A 23,474-nucleotide genomic window follows, 5' to 3' on the forward strand; every position below is an offset into this window, starting at 1 on the left:
TTTCTGAAAAAAAGTAAAATGTTTTCGAGACTTTAGTTCAGCTTTACTTAGTTTATTTACACTTGGAGTAAAGGATTGTTTTTAAACCTGCGATGAATAAAAGTAACGATTAATACTTTTATGGTATCACCAGGGATAAAGACAAGATTGCTTAGTAAAGACTTGTCAATAGGAAGGTGTGATTGGATTGTTAAACCAATTGCTCCCATAGCATCAATAAATAAGAAACCAATCAACCAGATGCAAATAAATTCTACTAAGAAGGAAGGATTGTCTAATTTTTCAGTGATCAGACCAATGAAGAAGGCAGCAAAAGGATAAGCTAATAAATAGCCTGCTGAAGGTCCTATAAAGACAGCCATATTACCATGTCCTCCAGAAAGAATAGGAAGTCCTAAAGCAACTAAGAGAAGGAAAATGAGGACAGTTAAAAATCCACGTTTAGGGCCTAGCAATGCTCCAGCTAGCATGATACCCATATTCTGCAAGATAATGGGGACTGGAATAAACCCTAAAGGGATACCGGGAATAAATCCAAGTGCAATAATAATAGCAATCATCATGGCTATTAGAACAGTGGACTTTGTTTTCATAGTGATAACTCCTTTTAGTTAACTAAAATAAATATATTGGTTAACTATATTATGGCATATTTTTTCTTTAAAAGCAAGAATTGTACAACGATATATCCATTCCAAAATTGCGATTTTAAGTAAAATGCGCTACAATAATGACACTAATGTAACAAAGCAATCAGCGAGGTAAAATGATGAAAGAATTTAATAAGTCTGCTAAACTTGAACATGTGGCCTATGATATTCGCGGTCCAGTATTAGAAGAAGCCGATCGTATGATTGCTAATGGGGAGAAAATCTTGCGTCTTAATACAGGAAATCCTGCCGCTTTTGGATTAACAGCACCTGATGAGGTTATTCGGGATTTAATTATGAATGCGCGTGAGAGCGAAGGTTATTCAGATTCGAAGGGAATCTTTTCAGCTCGTAAAGCTATTATGCAATATTGTCAGCTTAAAAATATTCCTGATGTTGATGTTGATGACATCTATATTGGCAATGGTGTATCGGAAATGATTACTATGTCTATGCAAGGACTTTTAGATGACGGTGACGAAGTTTTAGTCCCCATGCCTGATTATCCACTGTGGACGGCTGCTGTTAGCCTGGCAGGAGGTCAGGCTGTTCATTATGTCTGTGATGAAAGTTCCAATTGGTATCCAGATATTGATAATATTAAGTCTAAAATCACTTCAAATACGAAAGCTCTTGTGGTTATCAATCCTAATAACCCTACAGGGGCTCTTTATCCCAAAGATGTATTAGAAGATATCGTTGAAGTTGCTCGTCAGAATGATTTAATTATTTTTGCTGATGAGATTTATGATCGTCTGGTCATGGATGGTGGGGAACATGTGGCTATTGCCAGTCTTGCACCGGATCTTTTTTGTGTTTCTATGAATGGTTTGTCAAAATCCCATCGTATTGCAGGTTTCCGTGTAGGTTGGATGGTTTTATCTGGGCCTAAAAAACATGTCAAAGATTATATTGAAGGCCTTAACATGCTTTCAAATATGCGCCTTTGTTCTAATGTTCTGGCTCAACAAGTTATTCAAACATCTTTGGGCGGTGTTCAGTCTATTGATGAACTTCTTTTGCCGGGTGGCCGTATTTATGAACAGCGTAATTTTATTTATAAAGCTATGAATGAAATCCCTGGAATCACAGCGGTAAAACCTCAGGCGGGACTTTATATTTTCCCCAAAATTGACCGTAATATGTATCGGATTGATGATGATGAGCAATTTGTTCTGAATTTTCTCAAACAGGAAAAAATCCTTCTTGTTCATGGACGCGGCTTTAACTGGATGGAACCAGATCATTTCCGTATTGTTTATTTACCGCGTGTTGAAGAGCTCTCTAAGATTCAAGAAAAGATGACACGCTTCCTAGGGCAATATCGGAAATAAAAGGGCTTTCATGAAAATTGTCGAATAGTAAGGAATTTTCTGACAATTATTTGCATTCTAAAAAAAGCTTTGATATAATAGTTTCGACTATCAAAGAAAGAGTGAATTATGGCTAATTTATTATCGAAAACGCGACGTATTACATCCATTTTACAACGCTCGGTTGAGAGCCTTCAAAGTGATTTGCCTTATAATACGATTGCAGATCAATTGGCTGAAATTATTGATTGTAATGCTTGTATTATTGATGGTAGTGGTATTATTCTCGGCTATGCTATGAAGTATAAAACCAATACAGATCGTGTTGAAGAATTTTTCCAAGCTAAAAAATTACCTGATGATTATGTAAAATCGGCCAGCCGTATTTATGATACAGAAGCCAATCTGTCGGTTGAAAATGATTTGACCATTTTTCCAATTGAATCAAAAGATATCTATCCTGATGGCTTGACGACTATTGCTCCCATCTATGGCGGCGGTATGCGTCTTGGTTCTCTTATTATCTGGCGTAATGATAAAGAATTCAATGATGACGATTTGATTCTAATTGAGATTTCTTCTACTGTTGTTGGAATTCAATTATTGAACTTGCAGACAGAAAATCTTGAAGAAACAATTCGTAAGCAGACTGCTATTAATATGGCGATTAATACCTTGTCTTATTCAGAAATGAAAGCTGTCGCAGCTATTCTCAATGAATTAGATGGCAATGAAGGTCGCTTGACCGCATCGGTTATTGCTGATCGTATCGGTATTACACGTAGCGTGATTGTTAATGCTCTTAGAAAGTTAGAAAGTGCCGGTATTATTGAAAGTCGTTCCTTAGGTATGAAAGGTACTTATCTCAAAGTTATTAATGAAGGTATTTTTGATAAATTAAAGGACTATAGTTAAAATGAGTAAAGCACTGATTTCAATTGATTATACCTATGATTTTGTTGCCGATGATGGGAAATTAACAGCGGGAAAGCCAGCTCAAGCTATCTCTAAAGCTATTGCTCAAGTCACTCAAAAAGCTTATGATAATGGTGATTATATCTTTTTCACCATTGATGGTCATGATGAAGGTGATGATTTTCATCCTGAAACGAAGCTGTTTCCACCACATAATATTAAGGGTACAAGCGGACGTGATTTGTATGGGGCGCTAGCTGATTTCTATCAAAAGCATGAAAACGATAAACGTGTCTTTTGGATGGACAAGCGCCATTATTCTGCCTTTTCGGGAACGGATTTGGATATTCGCCTGCGAGAGCGTCGTGTTGATACTGTGGTTCTGACGGGTGTTTTGACAGATATTTGTGTTTTGCATACAGCTATTGATGCGTATAATCTTGGTTATCAAATTGAGGTGGTTCAGTCAGCGGTTGCTTCCCTAAGTCAAGAAAATCATCAATTTGCGCTAAACCACTTGCAAAATGTGCTTGGTGCAACTATAATAGAATAGTTAACAATCAAAAATTAAATATGAAGAGAAGTAGAGTAAGCCTTGCGACTTGTCCAGAGAGCATCCGCTGCTGAGAGTGATGTCTAGTCAAAAGAGCCTGAAGAACATGCTTTAATCTCCTATCTTAAATATAGGCGTTTTATTCACGTTACGAATCAAGAGGTTATCAATTTATTGATGACAAATAACAGTGGCACCACGGTCTTCGTCTGTTTAGATGAAGGTGGTGCTTTTTATTTTACGAAGAAGAGGACATCATGAAAGAATTATTTATTGGAAATTATGGATTGGAACAAGTTGGGCAAAAAGTAACAGCTAAGGGCTGGGTTGCCAATATCAGAAATCATGGGAAACTGGCTTTCATTGAACTTCGAGATCGTGAAGGTCTGCTGCAAGTGTTTGTAGACAGCGCTGTTGCTGACTTTGATAAGCTTCATGATCTGCATAAGGAAAGTATTTTAGCCGTAACAGGTGAGATTGTGGCACGTGATGAGCGTTTTGTGAATCCTCATATTAAATCCGGACAGGTTGAATTACGAGCGGAAACAATCGAAATCATTGCCAGCAGTAAACTCTTGCCTTTTGAATTGGACAATCACGCTCATGCTGGTGAAGATATTCGCCAGAAATACCGTTATTTAGATTTGCGCCGTGAGAAGATGACAGCTAATTTGAAGCTGCGTCATCAAGTTACCAAAGCCATTCGTGATTATCTCAATCAGGCTGACTTCATTGATGTCGAGACACCTTATTTAACCAAGTCAACACCAGAAGGAGCGCGTGACTTCTTGGTACCATCACGCGTCTTTAAAAATCAATTCTATGCTTTGCCACAGAGTCCACAGATGTTGAAGCAACTTTTGATGGGAGCTGGTCTTGAGCGTTATTATCAAATTGTACGTTGTTTCCGTGATGAAGACTTACGTGGTGATCGCCAGCCTGAATTTACTCAGGTCGATTTGGAAATGAGCTTTGTTAGTGAGGAAGATGTTCGCAATCTTGTTGAAGGCATGCTTAAGGCTGTTGTTAAGGCGAGCAAAGGTATTGAATTGACGGAAGCCTTTCCGATAATTTCTTATGCACAAGCCATGCGTCGTTTTGGTTCTGATAAGCCAGATACCCGTTTTGCTATGGAACTTAAGGATTTAACAGAACTTTCCAGAGGAAATACTTCTCTCTTCCTACAAAAAGGTCTTAAAAAAGAAAATGGCGTGGTTATGGGAATCTGTGCTAAGAATGCTGCTAAGGCCTTCACAAATCGTCAAATGGCTACGCTGAAGCAATTGGTCATGGATTTTGGAGTTGCTGGTTTTGCAACTGCAACAATAGAAAAGGGTCAGGTGACAGGATCTTTGAAGTCTACTTTTAAAGATCATAATACAGAATTGTTGGAACTTTTTGAAGCTGAAGATGGCGATATGATTTTCTTTGTAACGGGTTCTCTCAAACGTGTTCAAGAAGCCTTGGGTGGTCTTCGTGTCAGATTGGCTAAGGATTTAGAGTTGATTGATAACGATAAACTGAATTTCCTTTGGGTTGTTGATTGGCCACTTTTGGAATGGAATGAGGATTTGAATCGTTATCAAGCCATGCACCATCCTTTCACTCAAGGAGCCTTTGAAGATGGTAGTGATTGGAAAGAAAATCCAGAGAAAATGATGAGTCGTGCCTACGATATTGTTTTAAATGGTTATGAAATCGGCGGCGGCAGTCTGCGTATTCATAAACGTAGTGCTCAAGAAGCGATGTTTGAATTGCTTGGCATGAAGAAAGAAGATTATGAGCGAGACTTTGGTTTTTTCCTAGAGGCTTTGGAATATGGTTTCCCACCCCATGGAGGTCTAGCTTTGGGACTTGATCGTTTAGTAATGATTCTAGCAGAAGAAGAAAATATCCGCGAAGTGATTGCCTTTCCTAAAAATGGTCAAGGTGCTGATGCCATGCTTGAGAGTCCAAGTTTGGTTGCAGACCAGCAGCTGGCAGAATTGCGCCTAGCTTTGCGTGACTAAGTAGCTGAATTTGTGGTAAAATAAGACAGTTAGTGAAATATATAGAGTTTTGTTTTAATTAACATAGGTGATTAGCTTTGTTAAGCATAAACAAAATGATTAGACTAGAAAAATAAGGAGAAAAGAATGAAAATTTCCGAAGAAGAAGTTCGCCATGTGGCTAACCTTTCTAAGTTAAAATTCTCAGATGATGAAACAACAGAATTTGCAACAACTTTGACTAAGATTGTTGATATGGTGGAATTACTAAATGAAGTTGATACGCAAGGTGTTCCTTTTACATCAAATGTCGCAGATAATATTAATTATATGCGAGAAGATGTTTCTGTAGCAGGTTGGGATCGTGAACAACTCTTTAAAAATGTTCCTGAACACGAAGATGGTCTGATTAAAGTGCCAGCTATCATTGATGAAGGAGGAGATGCCTAATGACTTTTAATCATAAATCCATTGATGAATTGCATGACCTTCTTGTTAATAAGGAAGTTTCAGCGCTAGAATTAACCAAGGCTACTTTAGAAGATATCAAGGAACGTGAAGAAACAGTAGGTTCTTTTATCACTGTAACACAAGAAGAAGCATTAGCACAGGCTGCTGCTATTGATGAAAAGGGAATTGATGCAGATAATGTTATGTCGGGGATTCCTTTGGCAGTCAAGGACAATATTTCGACCAAAAATATCTTAACAACTGCTGCCTCAAAAATGCTTTATAACTATAAACCTATCTTTGATGCCACTTCTGTTGAAAAGCTTTATGGCAGGGATATGATTATTGTCGGTAAAACCAATATGGATGAATTTGCCATGGGTGGTTCTACTGAAAACTCCTATTTCAAGTTGACTAAAAATGCTTGGAATCAAGAGAAAGTAGCTGGTGGTTCTTCAGGCGGTTCTGCAACAGCAGTCGCTTCTGGTCAGGTACGTTTGTCACTTGGTTCTGATACAGGTGGTTCTATTCGTCAACCTGCTGCTTTTAATGGTGTCGTTGGAATCAAGCCAACTTACGGTCGTGTATCACGTTTTGGTTTGATTGCTTTTGGTTCTTCATTGGATCAAATTGGGCCATTCTCACAAACGGTTAAAGAAAATGCCCAATTGCTTAATGTTATTTCAGGAAATGATAAGAAAGATTCAACCTCTTCACAAGTAAAAGTACCTGATTTTACGCAGTTCATTGGTAAGGACATCAAGGGAATGAAAATTGCCCTTCCTAAAGAATATATTGGTCAAGGAATTGATGAAAAGGTTAAGGAAACGATTCTGAAAGCTGCTAAGCATCTAGAAAGCTTAGGTGCTATCGTTGAGGAAGTCAGTCTGCCACACAGTAAATACGGTGTTGCCGTTTACTATATTATTGCTTCATCGGAAGCCTCTTCAAACTTGCAACGTTTCGATGGCATTCGCTATGGCTATCGCACCGACGATTACGAAAATCTGGATGATGTCTATGTCAACACCCGCAGCGAAGGCTTTGGTGAAGAAGTGAAGCGTCGTATTATGCTGGGAACTTTCAGTCTTTCTTCAGGTTATTATGATGCCTATTTCAAGAAAGCTGGTCAAGTACGAACACTTATCATGGAAGATTTCAAGAAGGTTTTTGCCAACTACGATTTAATTTTAGGTCCAACAGCACCAACTGTGGCTTATGACTTGGACTCTCAACACCAAGATCCTGTTGCTATGTATTTAGCTGACTTGTTAACTATTCCAGTAAACTTAGCTGGTCTGCCAGGCATCTCTATACCTGCTGGTTTTGTGGAAGGATTGCCTGTTGGTATGCAACTAATTGGAAAACCATTTGCTGAGCAAACCATCTATCAAGCAGCGGCAGCTTTTGAAGCAAGTACGGATTATCATAAACAACAACCAGTTATTTTTGGAGGTGGCAACTAATGAATTTTGAAACTATCATTGGATTAGAAGTCCATGTTGAATTAAAAACAAATTCTAAAATTTTTTCACCTGCACCAGCACATTTTGGAGAGGATCCAAATGCTAATACGAATATCGTTGACTGGTCATTTCCAGGTGTCTTGCCTGTTATGAATAAGGGTGTTATTGATTATGGCATCAAGGCTGCACTTGCTCTCAATATGGACATTCACCAACGCATGCACTTTGACCGCAAGAATTATTTTTATCCTGACAATCCCAAAGCCTACCAAATTTCACAATTTGATGAACCTATCGGCTACAACGGTTGGATTGAAATTGAATTAGAAGATGGCAGCACCAAGAAAATTCGCATTGAACGCGCTCACTTGGAAGAAGATGCTGGGAAAAATACGCACGGTGTTGATGGTTATTCTTATGTTGACCTCAACCGTCAAGGGGTCCCTTTGATTGAAATCGTATCAGAAGCTGATATGCGTTCACCTGAGGAAGCTTATGCTTATTTAACAGCCCTTAAAGAAATTATCCAATACACAGGAATTTCAGATGTCAAAATGGAAGAAGGATCCATGCGGGTGGATGCCAACATTTCTATCCGTCCTTATGGACAGGAATCATTTGGTGTCAAGACTGAGTTGAAAAACTTGAACTCTTTCAATTTTGTTCGTCGCGGTTTGGCCTATGAAGAAAAACGTCAGGCAGAAGTCCTTCGTTCTGGAGGTCAAATTCAGCAAGAAACACGCCGTTATGATGAAGCAACAGGGGAAACCTTGTTAATGCGTGTCAAAGAAGGTTCAGCAGATTATCGCTACTTCCCAGAACCAGATCTACCAATTTTTGAAATTGAAGATGAGTGGATTGAAAAAGTTCGAGCAGAATTACCAGCCTTTCCAAAAGAACGCCGTGCTAAGTATGTCAATAATTTAGGTCTATCAGCTTATGATGCTGCCCAACTGACCAACTCAAAAGCGATTTCAGATTTCTTTGAAGCAGCTCTTGCTCAAGGTGCAGATGCGAAAACAGCTTCTAATTGGTTGCAAGGAGACATCGCTCAATATCTCAATGCTGAAAACCAAACCATTGATCAAATCGGTTTGACACCTGAAAATTTGACTGAAATGCTTCAGTTAGTAGCAGATGGAACCATTTCTTCTAAAATTGCGAAGAAGGTCTTCGTTCATTTAGCTAAAAATGGCGGTTCTGCCAAAGAATATGTCAAATCAGCAGGTCTTATTCAAATCTCTGATCCAGCACAGCTTCTGCCAATCATCCAAGAAGTCTTTGCCAATAACGAAAAAGCTTTGAATGACTACAAAGGCGGCAACAAAAATGCAGCCAAATCTCTAGTTGGTCAAATTATGAAAGCCACAAGAGGACAAGCCAACCCACAAGTCGCGCAAAAATTGCTTAATGAAGAATTGGCAAAATTATAATAAACTAAAAAATCGGTAGCAACCGATTTTTTTGCTGCAAAATTATGCTAAAATAAAGAAAAATGTATTTTGGGAGTAAGTATGAAGAAATCGTTTAAGGGAACGGTTCTTGTTGTTCTAGCAGCCATTGCTTGGGGCATATCAGGAGTGTCGGGCCAATTTTTAATGAAGCAGGGCATTTCTGTCTATTTATTGACTTCTTTGCGTTTATTGATATCAGGGCTACTTTTAATTGGAGTTGTCATTTGGCAACAGCCTCAGCAGATCAAAGCTATTCTAGAGGATAAAAAGATGTTAGTAGGGATTTTTGGTTTTAGCATTTGTGGACTGCTTCTGAATCAATTTAGTTATTTGCAGGCTATTCATTATACTAATGCTGGAACGGCAACTGTCCTACAATATATGGCACCTGTTTTAGTTTTGACAATTATTTGTTTTAAGAATCGCAGTTTGCCAACTATAGGTGAACTTGCTGCCATTCTTTTAGCTATTTTGGGAACATTTATCATAGCTACACACGGACAGTTAGGCAATTTGGCTCTAACCCCAGCTGGTCTCTTTTGGGGACTCTTTTCTGCTGTGACTTATACTCTGTATATGTTTCTTCCCATTAAACTCATTCAAGAATGGGGCAGTCTCTTAGTTATTGGATTGGGTATGCTGCTGGGAGGTCTGGTATTTAGTCTTGTCTCTCAGTCTTGGCAATACAATCCTCAATTTCAGGCAAATAACCTGTTGGCTTATGTTGGTTTAATCATTGTTGGCAGTGTTTTTGCTTACACTTCTTTTTTGAAGGGAGTCAGTCTGATTGGTGCTGTAAAAGGCAGTCTTCTGGCTTCTATTGAACCAGTGGCAGCAGTCTTTTTCTCAGTTACTCTTATGAAAGAAATTTTTTATCCCATCGATTTCCTAGGCATGCTGTTGATTATACTAGCCGTTCTTATCATTTCTATCAGAGACTTATTAGCAACCAATAAAGAAAAAATATGAGTTCCATCTCAGATTTTTTGCATGAACCTATTTGATTAAGGTTTGGTTTGTAAATCTTTGATAATAGTTTGAGCTATTAGGGTATTTCCGCCAGCAGTTTGAGCAATCTTTTGAAAATGCAAGATAGTATTTTTGTAAGAAGAATCTTTAAGAATTGTATGGGCTGCTTGTTTGATTTCTTGAGGATTTAAGTTGTGACGTTTAAGGTATTTTCCTAAATGTAAATCAGAAACTTGCTGGGCGACTCGAGGCTGATCATTGCCAACAGGAATCACTAGCATAGGGCAGCCATAATAGATAGCTTCATTAACACTGTTCATGCCACCATGAGTAAGAAAAAGTGAAGCTCTTTCCAAGATTTGGAGTTGAGGAACGAAAGAATAAAGATGAACATTGGCTGGCATTGTTCCTAGTTGTTCTTTTTTAATCCTATTTCCAAGTGAAATAATGATAGAGTAGGGCTCATTTTCAAAAGCCTTGATACATTTTTTAAAAAAGGAGACAGAGCGATTGAGGAGAGTACCTAATGAAATATAAACAATCGGATTTTTAAAAGGTGTGAAATCAAAAGGCGGCTCGACAGGACGATTGATGGAAGGCCCAACGTATTGATAGTGATTTTCATCAAACGTATCAGCATCAATTTGAAATTCCCGTACTGTATACGTGAAATTGAGTTCGGGAGTATTAAGACTGATTTCCTTAGCAAGATCATCATAAGCCAGCTGAAAGGTTCTTTGCAATTTTCTTGATAAAAGATGGCGCAGAAAAGTGAAGCGAAAAATACTGGTCAGATAAAAGCCACCTGTTTTCCCAAATTCTGACAGAATTTTTTCATTTAAGGAAAAAGTTGAGAATAGCCGATAAGCTGGAATATTCAGTCTGTCCGCCAGAGCTTTTCCTGGAAAGAATAGCATTTCATAAAGCAAACAATCGTAATCTTTACCCATACGTAAGACAGTCTGATAGGCAGCTGACCAGCTTTTAACGTTCTTTTGCCTTTCTGATAACGAATCTGGATAATGGACATAAGGAACAAAATGTGCACCTGTTCTTTCAATCTTACTTTGCCAATAAAGTCGGATTGGTATGGCCGGAAAAAGGAAGATTAACCATTAAAATGTTATAGTGTGTTTTTTTCATCATAGTGTTTTAATCCATTTTTAAGTTTGTTTTTATCGTTTTCATCTAAAAGAGGAAGGCCGAATTTTTCCAGTAAAAGTGCGATAAAATCAATCCTTTGACAAGCTGTCTGATAATCAAAGTCAACAATAGAAGGATCCAGCCAAATATCAAACAGTAAAACAAAGATTTCTGAAAGTTCTTTAGAGTACTGACAGTTAAGCTTTTTTTCTTTTATTTCCTGCTGGATGATAGCTTCAATGTATTGGGCAACCACCGTTAGAGAATTTTTTAACGTTTCTAAAAGGGCAAAAGGGAGTTTCTCAGCCCAATGAAGTCTGGTTAATTCTGTTAATGAAGGATTTTCAAAAAAATAAGTTAGGATACCCTTAAATTTTTGTTGGGCATTTAACTGATTATTGCTGATGAGAGCATCTAGACATTGCCTTAGATTGTCCATTTCCAGACTGATTTGAAAATTTAGAATCTCTTGCTTACTGGAAAAATGATGATAGATAGCGCCTTTTGAACGTCCGCTCTTGTGGACAATTTCCCGCATTGTTGTCTCTTCATAACCCTTTTGCAAGAATAATGTCATCGCTGTTTGGGCAATTCTCTTTTTAGATAATTGCGTTTTTGCTTCTTGTTTCAACGTGTAGTCCCTTCTTTTTCATAAAACAGACCAACAGTCTGTTTTTTAGATTATAGTAACGCTTTAGATTGGAAATGTCAAACTTAATAATCTAAGGAATAAACTTTTCTATAATCCTTGGGACGAAATACATATGAAACAATTTAGATATATTGTAAAAATTCTAAAAACATTATATAATAGACGAGTGAAATAGAAATAAAAAAGATTTGGAGAATAAGTATGAAAAAGTTGTCTTTAGGACTTATATTGGCAGTAGTAGTGATTCTTTTAGCTTTTTTAAATCCTTATTTAGCTGGAATTATTGGTATTGCTGGTGTTTGGTTTTTAAAGGATTAGGAGAATAGAAGTAGAATGAAGATGTTAAAGAAAATTTTGGGTTGTAAAATCTATATTTGGTTTGCTGCACTGATAGCTTTGGTGGGATTGTTTTTTTATTGGTATGGTATGAATCAAAACAATAATAAATCTGCTGATAGTTCTCAATCTTATTCAATAGTGAAATATATTGAAGCGACAAATGAAACGGTTTTCTTGAATGTAGGGATTGAAAAAGTAGATGCACTTTCTAATGCGACTAAAGTACTTGGGATAACGATTCCTTACTCGCAAAAGAAAGCAATTATCATTTTGAATTATGAAGCAAAACTAGGGATTAAAAGGGCTGTTTCAATAAATAAAACGAGAGAGAATAATTTTGAAATTAAAATTCCTAAATTTGAAGTTATTGGTGTAAAATTGGATGATAAGCATCCATATAAACTGTACAATAGAAGTGGCGAATTATTAAGCGGCTCTACAGAAGAAGTAGATACGGGTAAAGCTGCCACATCGTTGCTAACTAATAAAGAACAGAAAAAATATTTGAAACAGTATTCTGATATGATTAAAAAGTCTGCTGAAGATCATTATAAAGTTTTATTTAAATCTATTTATCCTGATGTTAAGTTGACCTTTGTTTACGAAAATTAACGATTTAAGCCCTTGCTATCAAGCAGATAACAGGGCTTTTTCTTCCTCGCCTTATTCTTTATTTTATGTTAAAATAAAAGGTAATATTTTATTTGGAGAAGTAAGTGAGTATCGAAAATTATCGACCCGATTTCGTGGTAGAAGCCGTTTATGATTTAACCCCTGATAGCCTGCGAAAGCACGGTATTAAAGCCGTTCTTGTCGATTTGGACAATACCTTAATTGCTTGGGATCATCCTGATGGTACACCCCAGTTGCGGGATTGGCTGGACAGTATGACTGAAGCAGATATGCCGGTAGTCGTGGTATCTAACAATAGTTATACACGTGTCAAACGGGCTGTCAAAGGTTTTCATGTAGATTTTGTCAGTCGGGCTCTGAAACCTTTTTCTCGCGGTATTAATATGGCAGTGAATCGCTATGGCTTTTCTAAAGATGAAGTTGTTATGGTGGGCGATCAGCTAATGACGGATATTCGTGCGGCTCACCGTGCTGGTGTTAAAAGTATTTTGGTTAAACCTTTGGTTAAGTCAGATGCTTGGAATACTAAGTTTAACCGTGCGCGTGAGCGTCGTGTTTGGAAAAAAATAGAAGACAAATATGGTGCTTTTGTCTATAAAAAGGAAATTTAAGTGGAAGAATTATTTTGTATCGGCTGTGGAGCGCAAATTCAAACGACAGCCAAAGAGCAAGCTGGCTATACACCAAAGTCAGCCTTGGAAAAAGGACTTGAAAGCGGGAAAATATATTGCCAACGCTGTTTTAGACTGCGTCATTATAACGAAATCACAGATGTGCATATTTCAGATGATGATTTTTTAAAGCTTCTCCATGAAGTGGGGGACAGCAGGGCTCTTGTTGTTAATGTGATTGATATTTTTGATTTTAATGGCTCCGTCATACCGGGATTGCAGCGTTTTATCTCTAGCAATGATTTGCTTTTAGTGGGAAATAAAGCGGACATTCTCCCCAAATCAGTCAAATCTGGGAAAATAACACAGTGGCTGATGGAACGTGCTCATGAAGAAGGGTTGCGGCCGTTTGATCTTATCTTAACCAGTGCCCAGAATAAATGGGCGATAAAAGAATTAATTGCTAAGATTGAAGAACTTCGTCAGGGACGGGATGTCTATGTTGTTGGTGTTACTAATGTTGGGAAATCAACTCTTATCAATGCCATTATTCAGGAAATCACTGGTGATAAAAATATTATCACAACATCGCGTTTTCCGGGAACGACCCTAGATAAGATTGAAATTCCTCTGAATGATGGTTCCTATATTTTTGATACGCCGGGGATTATACACCGTCATCAGATGGCTCATTACTTATCAGACAAGGCTCTCAAGTATATCAGTCCTAAAAAAGAAATCAAGCCTAAAACTTACCAGCTCAATCCTGAACAGACGCTCTTTTTAGGCGGTTTGGCTCGTTTTGATTATGTAACGGGCGATAAGCAAGGCTTTACAGCTTATTTTGATAATAATCTCAAATTACACAGAACTAAGTTGGCTGGAGCGGATGCTTTTTATGACAAACATATCGGCAGCCTTTTGACGCCGCCAGATAAGAAGGAAATGGCAGCCTTTCCCAAATTGGTAAGGCATGAATTTACGATAAAAGAAAAGACAGATCTTGTTTTTTCAGGTTTGGGTTGGATTCGCATCAATGTCAGAGCCAAAATTGCTGCTTGGGCACCTGAAGGAGTTGCTGTTGTGACGAGAAAGGCCTTGATTTGACTTATCTAGATGTTAGGCTTATAACCCTGCCATTTTAACAAAAAGGAATAAAGAATATGCTTACAAGTAAACAGCGTGCCTTTTTAAAATCGGAGGCACATTCTCTGAAACCCATTGTGCAGATTGGGAAAAATGGTCTCAACGACCAAATCAAAACCAGCGTTAGAAACGCTCTTGATGCACGTGAATTGATTAAAGTAACTCTTTTGCAGAACACTGATGAGGATATTCACGAAGTGGCTGAAATTTTGGAAGATGAGATTGGTTTGGAGACCGTCCTTAAAATTGGACGCATTTTGATTCTTTATAAGGAGTCCAGTCGTAAGGACAATCGGAAACTTTCGGTCAAGGTTAAAGCGATCTAAAAAATGATTGTGATAATGGAGGCAAGATGGCTTTAGAACTGTTAACACCTTTTACTAAGGTGGAGTTGGAAGAAGAAAGAAAAGATAAAAATCGAAAACAAATTGGTATCTTAGGCGGCAATTTTAATCCGGTTCACAATGCTCATCTGTTAGTAGCGGATCAAGTACGTCAGCAATTGGGCTTGGATGAGGTCTTGCTGATGCCAGAATACAAACCACCACACGTTGATAAGAAGGCAACTATTGATGAAAAACATCGGCTCAAGATGCTGGAGTTAGCTATTAAAGGTATTGAAGGCTTGGCTATTGAAACCATTGAGCTCAAACGTAAAGGAGTCTCTTATACCTACGACACCATGAAAGATTTGATTGAACAAAATCCTGATGTTGATTATTATTTTATTATTGGTGCCGATATGGTAGACTATTTGCCTAAGTGGCACAAGATTGACGAGCTGATTCAGATGGTACAATTTGTTGGCGTACAGCGTCCTAAATATAAGGCTGGAACTTCTTATCCTGTCATTTGGGTAGATGTACCGCTTATGGATATTTCCTCTAGTATGATTCGAGATTTCATCCGTAAGAATAGAAAACCGAATTTTCTTTTACCAAAACTAGTTCTTGACTATATTGAGAAAGAAGGACTTTATCAATGACCTATGAAGCTTATATTGCCATGAATCGAGACGATTTACTGAAAAAACTTAAATCGGTAGTTCCTAAAAAGCGTTTAAGACACATGATAGGTGTCGAAAAAGCTAGTATTTATTTAGCTGAAATCAATGGTTATGACACTGAGAAAGCTGGTTTAGCAGGGCTTTTGCATGATTATGCCAAGAAATTATCTGATCAGGAATTTTTACAACTCATTGATAAGTATCATCTTGATTCGCAATTAAAAAATTGGGGCAATAATGTCTGGCATGGAATGGTTGGCATTTATAAAATTCAAGAAGATTTGGGCTTGCAAGATCAAGAAATTCTGCGTGCCATTGAAATTCATACTGTAGGTTCTAGTCACATGTCAACTTTGGATAAGATTGTATATGTCGCTGATTATGTCGAATGCAACCGTGATTTTTCGGGGGTGGACAAGGCGCGTGCCATTGCAGAAACGTCGTTGAATAAGGCTGTTGCTTATGAGACAGCTAGGACAGTTGCATTTTTGGCTAGTAAAGGTTTGAAAATTTATCCACAAACTCTAGAAACTTATAATGCTTATGTGGACTATTTAAGAGAGGATTAAATGAAGGAAAAAAAATTACTGGAATTAATCGTTAAGGCCGCTGATGAAAAGCGGGCTGAAGATATTGTTGTGATGGATTTGCAGGGGCTGACAACCTTGACAGATTACTTTGTTATTATGCATGCGACTAATAGTCGTCAACTGGAAGCTATTGCTGAAAATATTCGTGAGAAGGTGCTTAAAGCTGGAGGCAATGCTAGCCATATTGAAGGTGATTCCAAAGGTGGCTGGGTGCTGCTTGACCTCAATGATGTTGTTGTCCATATCTTCTCAGAGGATGAACGCTACCATTACAATCTCGAAAAGCTTTGGCATGAAGCACCAATAGTGGACATGTCGGGATACTTAGCATAAAAGACAACCTTGCCAGATGGCAAGGTTTTTGAAAATAAGAGAAAATTTAGCAAGTTTCTAACAACATGTTTTGTTGCAAGAAAAATTGTAAGAAAGGATAGAAGGCGAGCAAAGCGAGCCTTAACGATAGTTGCTGTTGTGGTGAAAAGATAGTAATAATTATCTGTTGCTATCAAAGGAAACCGAAAGTTTAAGTCTTTCGGTTTAGGAATGAAACCATGTAGTAGGTCGCTTCCAACTTCACCGCTTAAAGCCACTATCAAAAAACAAAAGATGAAAAATTATCAAAAATTCGCTGCTGTCTATGACAGTATCATGGATGATTCACTTTATGACAAATGGACTGATTTTTCACTCCGCCATTTTCCCAAGAATAAGAAAAAACTTTTAGAGTTAGCTTGTGGGACAGGTATTCAGTCTATCCGCTTCAAGCAGGCTGGATTCGATGTGACGGGTCTGGATCTAAGTGCAGACATGTTGGACTTAGCTAAGAAGCGTGCCCAATCTGCTCATCTAGATATTCCATTTATTCAGGGCAATATGTTGGATTTATCCTCCGTTGGCAAGTTTGATTTGGTGACTTGCTATTCGGATTCCCTTTGTTATATGGAAGATGAAGTGGCTGTAGGTGATGTTTTTGAGCAGGTCTATGCTCATCTAAATAGCGGAGGGACTTTTATCTTTGATGTGCATTCGACCTATCAGACCGATGAGATTTTTCCGGGTTACGCTTACCATGAAAATACGGAAAACTTTGCCATGGTTTGGGATACTTATAGAGATGAGGCACCACATTCTGTTGTCCATGAATTAACCTTCTTCATTCAAGATAATGATGGTCGTTTTACCCGCTATGATGAGGTTCACGAAGAGCGCACCTATGACCTGTTGACCTATGATATTTTGCTGGAACAGGTAGGTTTCAAAACTGTCAAGGTTTACGCAGATTTTACAGATGACATTCCTAAAGAAGATAGTAAACGTTGGTTTTTTGTAGCAGAAAAAAGAGAGAAATAACCTATAAATTATTTATTATTTGTGTTAGGGCTGGAATTAGCAGGGATAGCCCCTGTTGGCATGATTTTGCTGAACACCATGCAGGCAGCAGGTTTGTTCACTAAAAAAGTCTATCTTTTTGGTGGCATAGTTCTTTTTGGGACAGTCTTGCTAGGTTTTGTTTCATCGGTCATATTAGGTAATGGCATATCGAATATAGCACAAACCCTTGGTCAACTCCCCAATATAGCATGGGTTTGGATTTATATGGTGCTTATTGCTGCCTTGCTTGAGGAATCAAACGTCTGTTGACAGTAGAAGAATTAAACAAACAGTCAAAATAGCCCAAAAAGCCGAAAGGGCATCTATGCAACAGCAATTTTCATGATTTATACAGCCATTGTGGAGCCCACATTTTTAGCTGTGCTGGCCTTGTCTGGTCAAGTCAACAATATCCCCTTATCGCTACTATATAAGCTCATCTGGGTGCTTAAGCCAAAGCCCGCTCTTCTTGTTGATTTTGGCTGTTATGTCCAACAAACACCACCTATTTATTGATAAATTTAATGCTTTCTACGAAACAGACAGCCTATCTAGTCTGGAATAACATGTCTCATCTTTCTATCTGCGCTTGTATTGCTGATAGACTTATCTTTTTATTGACTTTTAGATAACTGGTTTTCAGGATAAAATGGAGGAAATCTCATGACCACAACAGGCATTATCGCAGAATTTAATCCTTTCCACAATGGGCATAAGTACCTACTGGAGCAGGCGCAGGGGCTGAAGATTGTTGCTATGTCCGGTAATTTCGTCCAGCGCGGCGAGCCTGCCATCATTGATAAGTGGACACGAGCGCAAATGGCGCTGGAAAATGGCGCTGACCTTGTGGTTGAACTTCCCTTTTTGGTTGCTGTTCAGTCGGCCGATTATTTTGCCAGCGGAGCAGTGGATATTTTAGCCAAACTCGGCATTGATACCCTTGCTTTCGGCACAGAAACTGCTCTGGACTATAATGGTTTGTCTACTATTTATGGGAAAATGGCAGAGCAGATGAGTGAATTCCTCACGACGCTGCCTGAGAAGCTCAGCTATCCCCAAAAAACGCAGCTCATGTGGGAAAAATTTGCAGGGGTTCAGTTCACAGGAGACACTCCAAATCATATTCTTGCTTTGGCCTACGCCAAGGCTTGCGCAGGAAGAAATATACGATTACGGCCCATCCAACGGCGAGGTGCAGATTATCATTCTACAGAAAAAACTGTGGCTTACGCTTCCGCGACCAGTTTACGACATCACCGGCAGGATCCAGCCTTTGTGGCTAAAAGCATGCCCAATGCAAACCTTTTTCAAACGAGTCCGCAAGTGACTTGGGAAGACTATTTTACTCTACTTCAGTATCAAGTGTTGACACAACCCGATTTAACCCAGCTTTTCCAAGTCAATGAAGAATTGGCTATCCGCATCAAAAAAGCTATCCGACAAGTCACAAGCTTTGATCAATTAGTAGAAACTGTCGCTACCAAACGCTACACCAAAGCGCGCGTGCGCCGCATCTTAATCTATATCTTAATCGGTGCGCGTGAAACTAGCCTACCGCAGGACGTTCACATCCTTGGTTTCACAGCCGCTGGTCGTACGCACCTATCTCATATTAAAAACAAGACCCGAATCATCTCCCGAATCGGGTCTCAACCGTGGGACCCCCTCACCCAACAAGCCGACCAAGTCTACCAGCTCGGAAATCAAAAAATAGCCGAACAAACATGGGGACGCGTGCCAATTAGAATAGATAACGCAGTCTAGTGTAAGACGGGAAATACAGAAAAATTATCTTAAAAAATAATATTCCCCTTGACTCTCACGCAGCGTTATAGGCTATACTAACATTATGAGAGGAGATTCAATCATGAAAACAGTAAAAGAAATGAGCAGGCTGTCAGGTGTTAGTGTGCGCACACTTCATTATTATGATGAAATCAATTTGCTGACACCTAGTTTTATTGCCAATAATGGCTATCGCTATTATGATGATAAAGCCTTTGAGCGCTTGCAGGAAATTTTGCTTTTTCGTGAACTGGAATTTCCTCTCAAAACAATCAAAGAGATTGTAGGGAATACAGCTTATGACAGGGATTTTGCTTTACAGGAACAAATAAAGCTTTTAGAAATGAAGAAAGCACACCTGGAGAAAGTCATCAAGCATGCTAAATCCCTGCAAGAAAAAGGAGATAGTTATATGAAATTTGATGCTTATGACAAAACGGAGCTGAAAGCTTTACAGGAAGAAGCTAAGCAAAGATGGGGAAAAACTGCGGCTTATCAGAAATTTGCAGCAAAAATGTCAGATAAAGATTTTGCTCACATCAGCTCAGAAATGTCTGCTATTATGTCTGCTTTTGGTCGGTTAAAACAATTACCGGCTGACCATGCTGAAGTACAGCAGCAGGTAGAGAGCTTGAGAAACTATATTAGTCAGAATTTTTATGCTTGTAATAAGGATATATTGGCTAGATTGGGCAAAATGTATACTGCGGACAATCGTTTTAGTCAAACGATTGATACTGCAGGCGGTCAGGGAACGGCAGCCTTTGTAGCACAAGCTATCACAGCTTACTGTCGTTAAAAGATGTTGAGGACTTATTTAAATAAATCATTTGCCTTTCTTCTATTTTACACACTTCTGTCAAAGTGCTATAATATTAGAGATTATGAATTTAGCTCTGCTATGTTCAAGAAACTAAAAAAACTAATTATAAGAGGAGAACTCCCATGGGACGTAAATGGGCTAATATTGTCGCTAAAAAAACTGCTAAAGACGGTGCAAACTCTAAAGTTTATGCTAAGTTTGGTGTCGAAATCTATGTGGCTGCCAAGCAAGGGGAGCCAGATCCAGAATCAAATTCAGCTTTGAAATTTGTTTTGGAACGTGCTAAACAAGCACAGGTTCCAAAACATGTTATTGATAAGGCTATTGATAAGGCTAAAGGAAATACGGATGAAACTTTCGTGGAAGGTCGTTATGAAGGCTTTGGACCAAACGGTTCTATGATTATTGTGGATACCTTGACTTCAAATGTTAACCGTACAGCAGCCAATCTTCGGACTGCTTTTGGTAAGAATGGCGGGAATATGGGAGCAGCTGGATCTGTTTCTTATATGTTTGATAAAAAAGGTGTTATTGTCTTTGCTGGTGACGATGCGGACAGTATCTTTGAACAATTGCTTGAGGCTGATATTGATGTTGAAGATGTTGAAGCGGAAGACGGTTCTGTAACAGTTTATACTGCTCCAACAGACCTTCACAGAGGTATTGAAGCGCTTCGTGCAGGCGGTGTTGCAGAATTTCAAGTGACCGAACTTGAAATGATTCCTCAGTCTGAAGTGACACTTGAAGGGGAAGATTTGGAAACCTTTGAAAAACTTATTGATGCTCTTGAAGACGATGACGATGTGCAAAAAGTTTATCACAATGTTGATGGCTTATAAGCAAAAAGAAACCTTGCAAATTTTGTGAGGTTTTTTTCTTACCTTCAAATTAAAGCTGGAACATAGGTCATTTAGTCGTATAAAGTGTAGAAGAAATGCTGTCAGTGGTCTGAAAATTTACAGACAGGCTAATTGAAAATTTAAACAAAAAAAGCTATGATAAGACTATTAAAAAAGAAGTGAGGAAAATTCATGTCACATTTTACAGAAGCGATTAAACATTTTAACGCTCTAACAGCACAAGAAGCACAGGAAAAAATTGATAGTGGAGAAAAGTTTATTCTTTTCATTGGACGTTCAACTTGTCCTTACTGTCAGCGTTTTGCTCCTAAGTTGAGTCAGGTTGCTGCAGATACGGGTCAGACAGTCGCTTTTTTAAATAGTGAAAATCAAGATGATTTAACAGCTGTTCAAGCTTTCCGTGAGAAATATCATGTTCAGACAGTACCGGGGCTTTTAGTTGCTCAAGCAGGACAAGTCAAAGTTGTTTGTGATTCATCGCTTTCACAAGAGGCTATTGCTGATTTTATCGCTCAATAGGTAGGCTTTAGACTGTTTGGCTATTTTGGTCTCTTAATGTTATCGTCCTTTTAAATTTTTGAATTTTTATAAGGCTTCGTTTTGGGCAGAAACTGATTTTGCACTTGCTCTTAGCATCTAATTTTGTTATAGTATGTGATGGCTTTATTATTAAAGAGATGAGGAGAATATACTATGTCTTATACTACAATTATCATGTTTGTTGTTTTGATTGGAGCCATTTTTTTGATGCAGCGTTCCCAAAAGAAACAAGCTCAAGAGCGGCAAAATCAATTAAATGCTATTGCTAAAGGAGATGAAGTTGTCACCATTGGCGGTATGTACGCTGTTGTTGATGAAGTGGACAATGATAATAAAAAGATTGTTCTTGACGTTGACGGTGTCTTCTTGCCTTTTGAACTAACGGCAATTAAGCGCGTTGTAACAAAAGAAAGTCAGACTGTAGAAACTGATCAAACGCCGGAAGAAGCAACTGAAATTATTGAAACTTCAAAAATAGAAGAAAAAGGTTCAGATTCTAAGGAAACAGCAAGTACTGAATCTGCCATTGAAGAATAATTATAAACCTCAATCGTTGTGATTGGGGCTTTTTTCAACTGGAATAAAATTCGTTCATAAATCTTAAATTATGGTAAAATAGATCTGATAGTATTTTTTAAGGAAAAAATAATGTTTACATTAAGACGAAAAAAACAAGATATAAAATTATCTAAAATCCCAGCTCATATCGGTATCATTATGGATGGCAATGGACGCTGGGCTAAGAAACGAATGAAACCAAGGGTATTTGGACATAAGGCTGGTATGGATGCCCTTCAAGATGTGACGATAGCGGCATCGGAACTTGGAGTCAAAATTTTAACAGTTTATGCTTTTTCAACGGAAAATTGGGCTCGTCCTCAAGAAGAGGTTAAATTTATCATGAATTTACCTGTAGAGTTCTTTGATAAGTATGTTCCTAAGCTGCATAAAAATAATGTTCGTATTTTAGTGATTGGCGATAAGGAAGAACTGCCGGCAGCAACTTTAGATGCTCTGGAACGCGCTAGAGAACTGACTAAACATAATTCTGGACTTATTTTAAATTTTGCTTTGAATTATGGCGGTCGTGCTGAAATTGTTGATGCTGTAAAGTTGATTGCTCAAGATGTTTTAGATGCTCGGTTTAACCCTGGTGATATTACAGAAGGGCTCATTGCTGATTACTTGATGACAAGCAATCTTCCTTACCTTTACCGTGATCCCGATTTGATTATTAGAACGAGTGGTGAGCTGCGTCTTAGTAACTTTTTACCGTGGCAGGCTGCTTATAGTGAGCTTTATTTTACAGATACACTTTGGCCAGATTTTGATAAAAAAGCTTTGTATTTAGCTATTGAAGAATTTAACCATCGCCATCGTCGCTTTGGTGGTGTTTAGAAAGAGGATTTATCATGCAGAAACGTGTTCTTTTTGGGGGAGTGGCTCTGGCTATTTTTCTCCCTTTCCTATTTTTGGGAGGTCTCTTTTTTCAGCTTTTTGTTGGTGTTCTAGCCATGATTGGCGTATCTGAACTGTTGAAAATGAAGGCGTTAGAAATTTTTTCATTTGAAGGTATTTTAGCTATGCTTGCGGCTTTTGTGCTGACTATTCCTTTAGAGAACTACCTGACTTTTTTACCGATTGATGGCAGCTTTAGTGCTTTTGGTCTCGTTATCTTTTTGATTTTAGCAGGAACGGTCTTAAATACTAATCGCTATTCTTTCGAAGATGCTGCTTTTCCTATTGCTTCCAGTCTTTATGTTGGGATTGGTTTTCAAAATCTCGTTAATGCTCGCATTTCTGGACTTGATAAAGTTTTTCTAGCCCTTTTTATCGTTTGGGCGACTGATATTGGAGCTTATATGATTGGTCGGCAGTTTGGTCAACGTAAATTGATGCCGGCAGTTTCTCCTAACAAGACTATTGAAGGCAGCTTAGGAGGAATTTTGTCGGCAGTTGTCATTGCTTTTATCTTTATGTTGTTTGATAAGAATGTTTACGCACCGCATCACTTCTTAGTCATGCTTATTTTGGTTGCTCTCTTTAGTATCTTTGCCCAATTTGGTGATCTAGTTGAAAGTTCAATTAAACGACATTTTGGTGTTAAGGATTCTGGCAAACTCATACCGGGGCACGGAGGTATTTTAGACCGTTTTGACAGTATGATTTTTGTTTTTCCAATCATGCACTTCTTTGGTTTGTTCTAAAAGGAGGAGG

Annotated in this window: 27 protein-coding genes and 1 pseudogene; 25 read left to right on the forward strand and 3 right to left on the reverse strand. The window is 38.3% G+C overall.

Features of this window, described 5'->3' with window-relative positions:
- Positions 1 to 56 precede the first annotated feature (56 nt).
- Positions 57 to 593 carry a biotin transporter BioY gene (locus FNL60_RS01890; protein WP_002279914.1) on the reverse strand — a complete coding sequence of 179 codons (537 nt, stop codon included), beginning with the start codon at positions 591 to 593 and terminating at the stop codon, positions 57 to 59.
- Positions 594 to 769: 176 nt separating this feature from the next.
- Between FNL60_RS01890 and FNL60_RS01895 the strand changes: the two genes are divergently transcribed.
- From FNL60_RS01895 to FNL60_RS01930, 8 genes are all read left to right on the forward strand, one after another.
- Entirely contained in the window at positions 770 to 1,984 is a 1,215-nt protein-coding gene (locus tag FNL60_RS01895) for a pyridoxal phosphate-dependent aminotransferase (RefSeq protein WP_002263471.1), read from the forward strand.
- A gap of 108 nt (positions 1,985 to 2,092) precedes the next feature.
- Positions 2,093 to 2,878: a GTP-sensing pleiotropic transcriptional regulator CodY gene (gene codY, locus FNL60_RS01900; RefSeq protein ID WP_002263472.1), complete on the forward strand. Its 786-nt coding sequence runs from the start codon at positions 2,093 to 2,095 to the stop codon at positions 2,876 to 2,878.
- A 1-nt stretch (position 2,879) separates the two neighbouring features.
- Positions 2,880 to 3,431 carry a cysteine hydrolase family protein gene (locus tag FNL60_RS01905; protein WP_002263473.1) on the forward strand — a complete coding sequence of 184 codons (552 nt, stop codon included), beginning with the start codon at positions 2,880 to 2,882 and terminating at the stop codon, positions 3,429 to 3,431.
- Positions 3,432 to 3,688: 257 nt separating this feature from the next.
- Positions 3,689 to 5,440, forward strand: coding sequence for an aspartate--tRNA ligase (gene aspS / locus FNL60_RS01910; RefSeq protein WP_002263474.1), 1,752 nt, complete (start codon positions 3,689 to 3,691; stop codon positions 5,438 to 5,440).
- A 126-nt stretch (positions 5,441 to 5,566) separates the two neighbouring features.
- Positions 5,567 to 5,869, forward strand: a complete 303-nt coding sequence (gene gatC, locus FNL60_RS01915; RefSeq protein ID WP_002263475.1) for an Asp-tRNA(Asn)/Glu-tRNA(Gln) amidotransferase subunit GatC — start codon at positions 5,567 to 5,569, stop codon at positions 5,867 to 5,869.
- Positions 5,869 to 7,335, forward strand: coding sequence for an Asp-tRNA(Asn)/Glu-tRNA(Gln) amidotransferase subunit GatA (gatA, locus tag FNL60_RS01920; RefSeq protein ID WP_002263829.1), 1,467 nt, complete (start codon positions 5,869 to 5,871; stop codon positions 7,333 to 7,335). The genes gatC and gatA overlap by 1 nt, the downstream gene beginning before the upstream one ends.
- On the forward strand, positions 7,335 to 8,768 hold the full coding sequence (gatB, locus tag FNL60_RS01925) for an Asp-tRNA(Asn)/Glu-tRNA(Gln) amidotransferase subunit GatB (protein WP_002267156.1): 1,434 nt from the start codon (positions 7,335 to 7,337) through the stop codon (positions 8,766 to 8,768). The genes gatA and gatB overlap by 1 nt, the downstream gene beginning before the upstream one ends.
- 81 nt (positions 8,769 to 8,849) lie before the next feature.
- Entirely contained in the window at positions 8,850 to 9,758 is a 909-nt protein-coding gene (locus FNL60_RS01930; RefSeq protein ID WP_002267155.1) for a DMT family transporter, read from the forward strand.
- Between the two features lie 35 nt (positions 9,759 to 9,793).
- Here the strand turns inward: FNL60_RS01930 and FNL60_RS01935 are convergent.
- Together FNL60_RS01935 and FNL60_RS01940 are read right to left on the reverse strand one after the other, a co-directional pair.
- Positions 9,794 to 10,904, reverse strand: a pseudogene (locus FNL60_RS01935) (nucleotide disphospho-sugar-binding domain-containing protein).
- Complete coding sequence (locus tag FNL60_RS01940) at positions 10,882 to 11,532, reverse strand: TetR/AcrR family transcriptional regulator (protein WP_002267153.1); 651 nt, start codon at positions 11,530 to 11,532, stop codon at positions 10,882 to 10,884. The pseudogene FNL60_RS01935 and the gene FNL60_RS01940 overlap by 23 nt, the downstream one beginning before the upstream one ends.
- A 354-nt stretch (positions 11,533 to 11,886) precedes the next feature.
- On the opposite strand from FNL60_RS01940, the gene FNL60_RS01950 reads away from it, so the two are divergent.
- The 17 genes from FNL60_RS01950 (at position 11,887) to FNL60_RS02030 (ending at position 23,464) form a co-directional block, all read left to right on the forward strand.
- Positions 11,887 to 12,504, forward strand: coding sequence for a DUF4230 domain-containing protein (locus tag FNL60_RS01950; RefSeq protein WP_002263503.1), 618 nt, complete (start codon positions 11,887 to 11,889; stop codon positions 12,502 to 12,504).
- A 104-nt stretch (positions 12,505 to 12,608) separates the two neighbouring features.
- Positions 12,609 to 13,136, forward strand: a complete 528-nt coding sequence (locus FNL60_RS01955; RefSeq protein WP_002263504.1) for a YqeG family HAD IIIA-type phosphatase — start codon at positions 12,609 to 12,611, stop codon at positions 13,134 to 13,136.
- The gene (gene yqeH, locus FNL60_RS01960; protein WP_002279916.1) at positions 13,137 to 14,243 is read left to right on the forward strand and encodes a ribosome biogenesis GTPase YqeH; all 1,107 of its coding nucleotides are present in this window, start codon (positions 13,137 to 13,139) and stop codon (positions 14,241 to 14,243) included.
- Positions 14,244 to 14,299: 56 nt separating this feature from the next.
- Complete coding sequence (yhbY, locus tag FNL60_RS01965; protein ID WP_002263506.1) at positions 14,300 to 14,608, forward strand: ribosome assembly RNA-binding protein YhbY; 309 nt, start codon at positions 14,300 to 14,302, stop codon at positions 14,606 to 14,608.
- Positions 14,609 to 14,634: 26 nt separating this feature from the next.
- The gene (locus tag FNL60_RS01970; protein WP_002263507.1) at positions 14,635 to 15,267 is read left to right on the forward strand and encodes a nicotinate-nucleotide adenylyltransferase; all 633 of its coding nucleotides are present in this window, start codon (positions 14,635 to 14,637) and stop codon (positions 15,265 to 15,267) included.
- Positions 15,264 to 15,857 (forward strand): bis(5'-nucleosyl)-tetraphosphatase (symmetrical) YqeK, encoded by a 594-nt coding sequence (yqeK, locus tag FNL60_RS01975; protein WP_002276520.1) that lies wholly within the window; start codon positions 15,264 to 15,266, stop codon positions 15,855 to 15,857. Before FNL60_RS01970 ends, yqeK begins: the two co-directional genes overlap by 4 nt.
- Positions 15,858 to 16,211 (forward strand): ribosome silencing factor, encoded by a 354-nt coding sequence (gene rsfS / locus FNL60_RS01980; RefSeq protein ID WP_002268669.1) that lies wholly within the window; start codon positions 15,858 to 15,860, stop codon positions 16,209 to 16,211.
- A gap of 273 nt (positions 16,212 to 16,484) precedes the next feature.
- Entirely contained in the window at positions 16,485 to 17,228 is a 744-nt protein-coding gene (locus tag FNL60_RS01985) for a class I SAM-dependent DNA methyltransferase (protein ID WP_002263510.1), read from the forward strand.
- A gap of 60 nt (positions 17,229 to 17,288) precedes the next feature.
- Positions 17,289 to 17,519, forward strand: a complete 231-nt coding sequence (locus FNL60_RS01990; protein ID WP_002279917.1) for a hypothetical protein — start codon at positions 17,289 to 17,291, stop codon at positions 17,517 to 17,519.
- A gap of 51 nt (positions 17,520 to 17,570) precedes the next feature.
- Positions 17,571 to 17,765 carry a hypothetical protein gene (locus tag FNL60_RS10640; protein WP_372551211.1) on the forward strand — a complete coding sequence of 65 codons (195 nt, stop codon included), beginning with the start codon at positions 17,571 to 17,573 and terminating at the stop codon, positions 17,763 to 17,765.
- Between the two features lie 147 nt (positions 17,766 to 17,912).
- The gene (locus FNL60_RS02000; RefSeq protein ID WP_002279918.1) at positions 17,913 to 19,013 is read left to right on the forward strand and encodes a nucleotidyltransferase; all 1,101 of its coding nucleotides are present in this window, start codon (positions 17,913 to 17,915) and stop codon (positions 19,011 to 19,013) included.
- Positions 19,014 to 19,116: 103 nt separating this feature from the next.
- A complete protein-coding gene (locus tag FNL60_RS02005; protein ID WP_002267147.1) occupies positions 19,117 to 19,833 on the forward strand; it encodes a MerR family transcriptional regulator in 717 nt (238 codons plus the stop codon).
- 146 nt (positions 19,834 to 19,979) lie between these two features.
- A complete protein-coding gene (locus FNL60_RS02010) occupies positions 19,980 to 20,696 on the forward strand; it encodes a YebC/PmpR family DNA-binding transcriptional regulator (protein ID WP_002263515.1) in 717 nt (238 codons plus the stop codon).
- A gap of 192 nt (positions 20,697 to 20,888) precedes the next feature.
- Positions 20,889 to 21,236 carry a thioredoxin domain-containing protein gene (locus FNL60_RS02015; RefSeq protein WP_002263516.1) on the forward strand — a complete coding sequence of 116 codons (348 nt, stop codon included), beginning with the start codon at positions 20,889 to 20,891 and terminating at the stop codon, positions 21,234 to 21,236.
- Positions 21,237 to 21,410: 174 nt separating this feature from the next.
- A complete protein-coding gene (gene yajC, locus FNL60_RS02020) occupies positions 21,411 to 21,794 on the forward strand; it encodes a preprotein translocase subunit YajC (RefSeq protein ID WP_002263806.1) in 384 nt (127 codons plus the stop codon).
- Positions 21,795 to 21,905: 111 nt separating this feature from the next.
- Positions 21,906 to 22,655, forward strand: a complete 750-nt coding sequence (locus FNL60_RS02025; protein ID WP_002263518.1) for an isoprenyl transferase — start codon at positions 21,906 to 21,908, stop codon at positions 22,653 to 22,655.
- Positions 22,656 to 22,669: 14 nt separating this feature from the next.
- On the forward strand, positions 22,670 to 23,464 hold the full coding sequence (locus tag FNL60_RS02030) for a phosphatidate cytidylyltransferase (RefSeq protein WP_002263519.1): 795 nt from the start codon (positions 22,670 to 22,672) through the stop codon (positions 23,462 to 23,464).
- The last annotated feature ends 10 nt before the right edge of the window (positions 23,465 to 23,474 follow it).

It is taken from the genome of Streptococcus mutans, from assembly GCF_006739205.1.
Lineage (GTDB): Bacteria > Bacillota > Bacilli > Lactobacillales > Streptococcaceae > Streptococcus > Streptococcus mutans.

Coding starts and splice junctions, on each gene's coding strand:
- FNL60_RS01895 (WP_002263471.1), top strand. CDS start 770: ATGAAAGAATTTAATAAGTCTGCTAAACTTGAACATGTGGCCTATGAT.
- FNL60_RS02015 (WP_002263516.1), top strand. CDS start 20,889: ATGTCACATTTTACAGAAGCGATTAAACATTTTAACGCTCTAACAGCA.
- FNL60_RS02030 (WP_002263519.1), top strand. CDS start 22,670: ATGCAGAAACGTGTTCTTTTTGGGGGAGTGGCTCTGGCTATTTTTCTC.
- FNL60_RS01930 (WP_002267155.1), top strand. CDS start 8,850: ATGAAGAAATCGTTTAAGGGAACGGTTCTTGTTGTTCTAGCAGCCATT.
- codY (WP_002263472.1), top strand. CDS start 2,093: ATGGCTAATTTATTATCGAAAACGCGACGTATTACATCCATTTTACAA.
- gatB (WP_002267156.1), top strand. CDS start 7,335: ATGAATTTTGAAACTATCATTGGATTAGAAGTCCATGTTGAATTAAAA.
- FNL60_RS02000 (WP_002279918.1), top strand. CDS start 17,913: ATGACCACAACAGGCATTATCGCAGAATTTAATCCTTTCCACAATGGG.
- FNL60_RS01890 (WP_002279914.1), bottom strand. CDS start 593: ATGAAAACAAAGTCCACTGTTCTAATAGCCATGATGATTGCTATTATT.
- rsfS (WP_002268669.1), top strand. CDS start 15,858: ATGAAGGAAAAAAAATTACTGGAATTAATCGTTAAGGCCGCTGATGAA.
- FNL60_RS02005 (WP_002267147.1), top strand. CDS start 19,117: ATGAAAACAGTAAAAGAAATGAGCAGGCTGTCAGGTGTTAGTGTGCGC.
- gatA (WP_002263829.1), top strand. CDS start 5,869: ATGACTTTTAATCATAAATCCATTGATGAATTGCATGACCTTCTTGTT.
- FNL60_RS01950 (WP_002263503.1), top strand. CDS start 11,887: ATGAAGATGTTAAAGAAAATTTTGGGTTGTAAAATCTATATTTGGTTT.
- yhbY (WP_002263506.1), top strand. CDS start 14,300: ATGCTTACAAGTAAACAGCGTGCCTTTTTAAAATCGGAGGCACATTCT.
- yajC (WP_002263806.1), top strand. CDS start 21,411: ATGTCTTATACTACAATTATCATGTTTGTTGTTTTGATTGGAGCCATT.
- gatC (WP_002263475.1), top strand. CDS start 5,567: ATGAAAATTTCCGAAGAAGAAGTTCGCCATGTGGCTAACCTTTCTAAG.
- FNL60_RS01985 (WP_002263510.1), top strand. CDS start 16,485: ATGAAAAATTATCAAAAATTCGCTGCTGTCTATGACAGTATCATGGAT.
- yqeK (WP_002276520.1), top strand. CDS start 15,264: ATGACCTATGAAGCTTATATTGCCATGAATCGAGACGATTTACTGAAA.
- FNL60_RS01990 (WP_002279917.1), top strand. CDS start 17,289: ATGATTTTGCTGAACACCATGCAGGCAGCAGGTTTGTTCACTAAAAAA.
- FNL60_RS01905 (WP_002263473.1), top strand. CDS start 2,880: ATGAGTAAAGCACTGATTTCAATTGATTATACCTATGATTTTGTTGCC.
- FNL60_RS01970 (WP_002263507.1), top strand. CDS start 14,635: ATGGCTTTAGAACTGTTAACACCTTTTACTAAGGTGGAGTTGGAAGAA.
- aspS (WP_002263474.1), top strand. CDS start 3,689: ATGAAAGAATTATTTATTGGAAATTATGGATTGGAACAAGTTGGGCAA.
- FNL60_RS02010 (WP_002263515.1), top strand. CDS start 19,980: ATGGGACGTAAATGGGCTAATATTGTCGCTAAAAAAACTGCTAAAGAC.
- FNL60_RS02025 (WP_002263518.1), top strand. CDS start 21,906: ATGTTTACATTAAGACGAAAAAAACAAGATATAAAATTATCTAAAATC.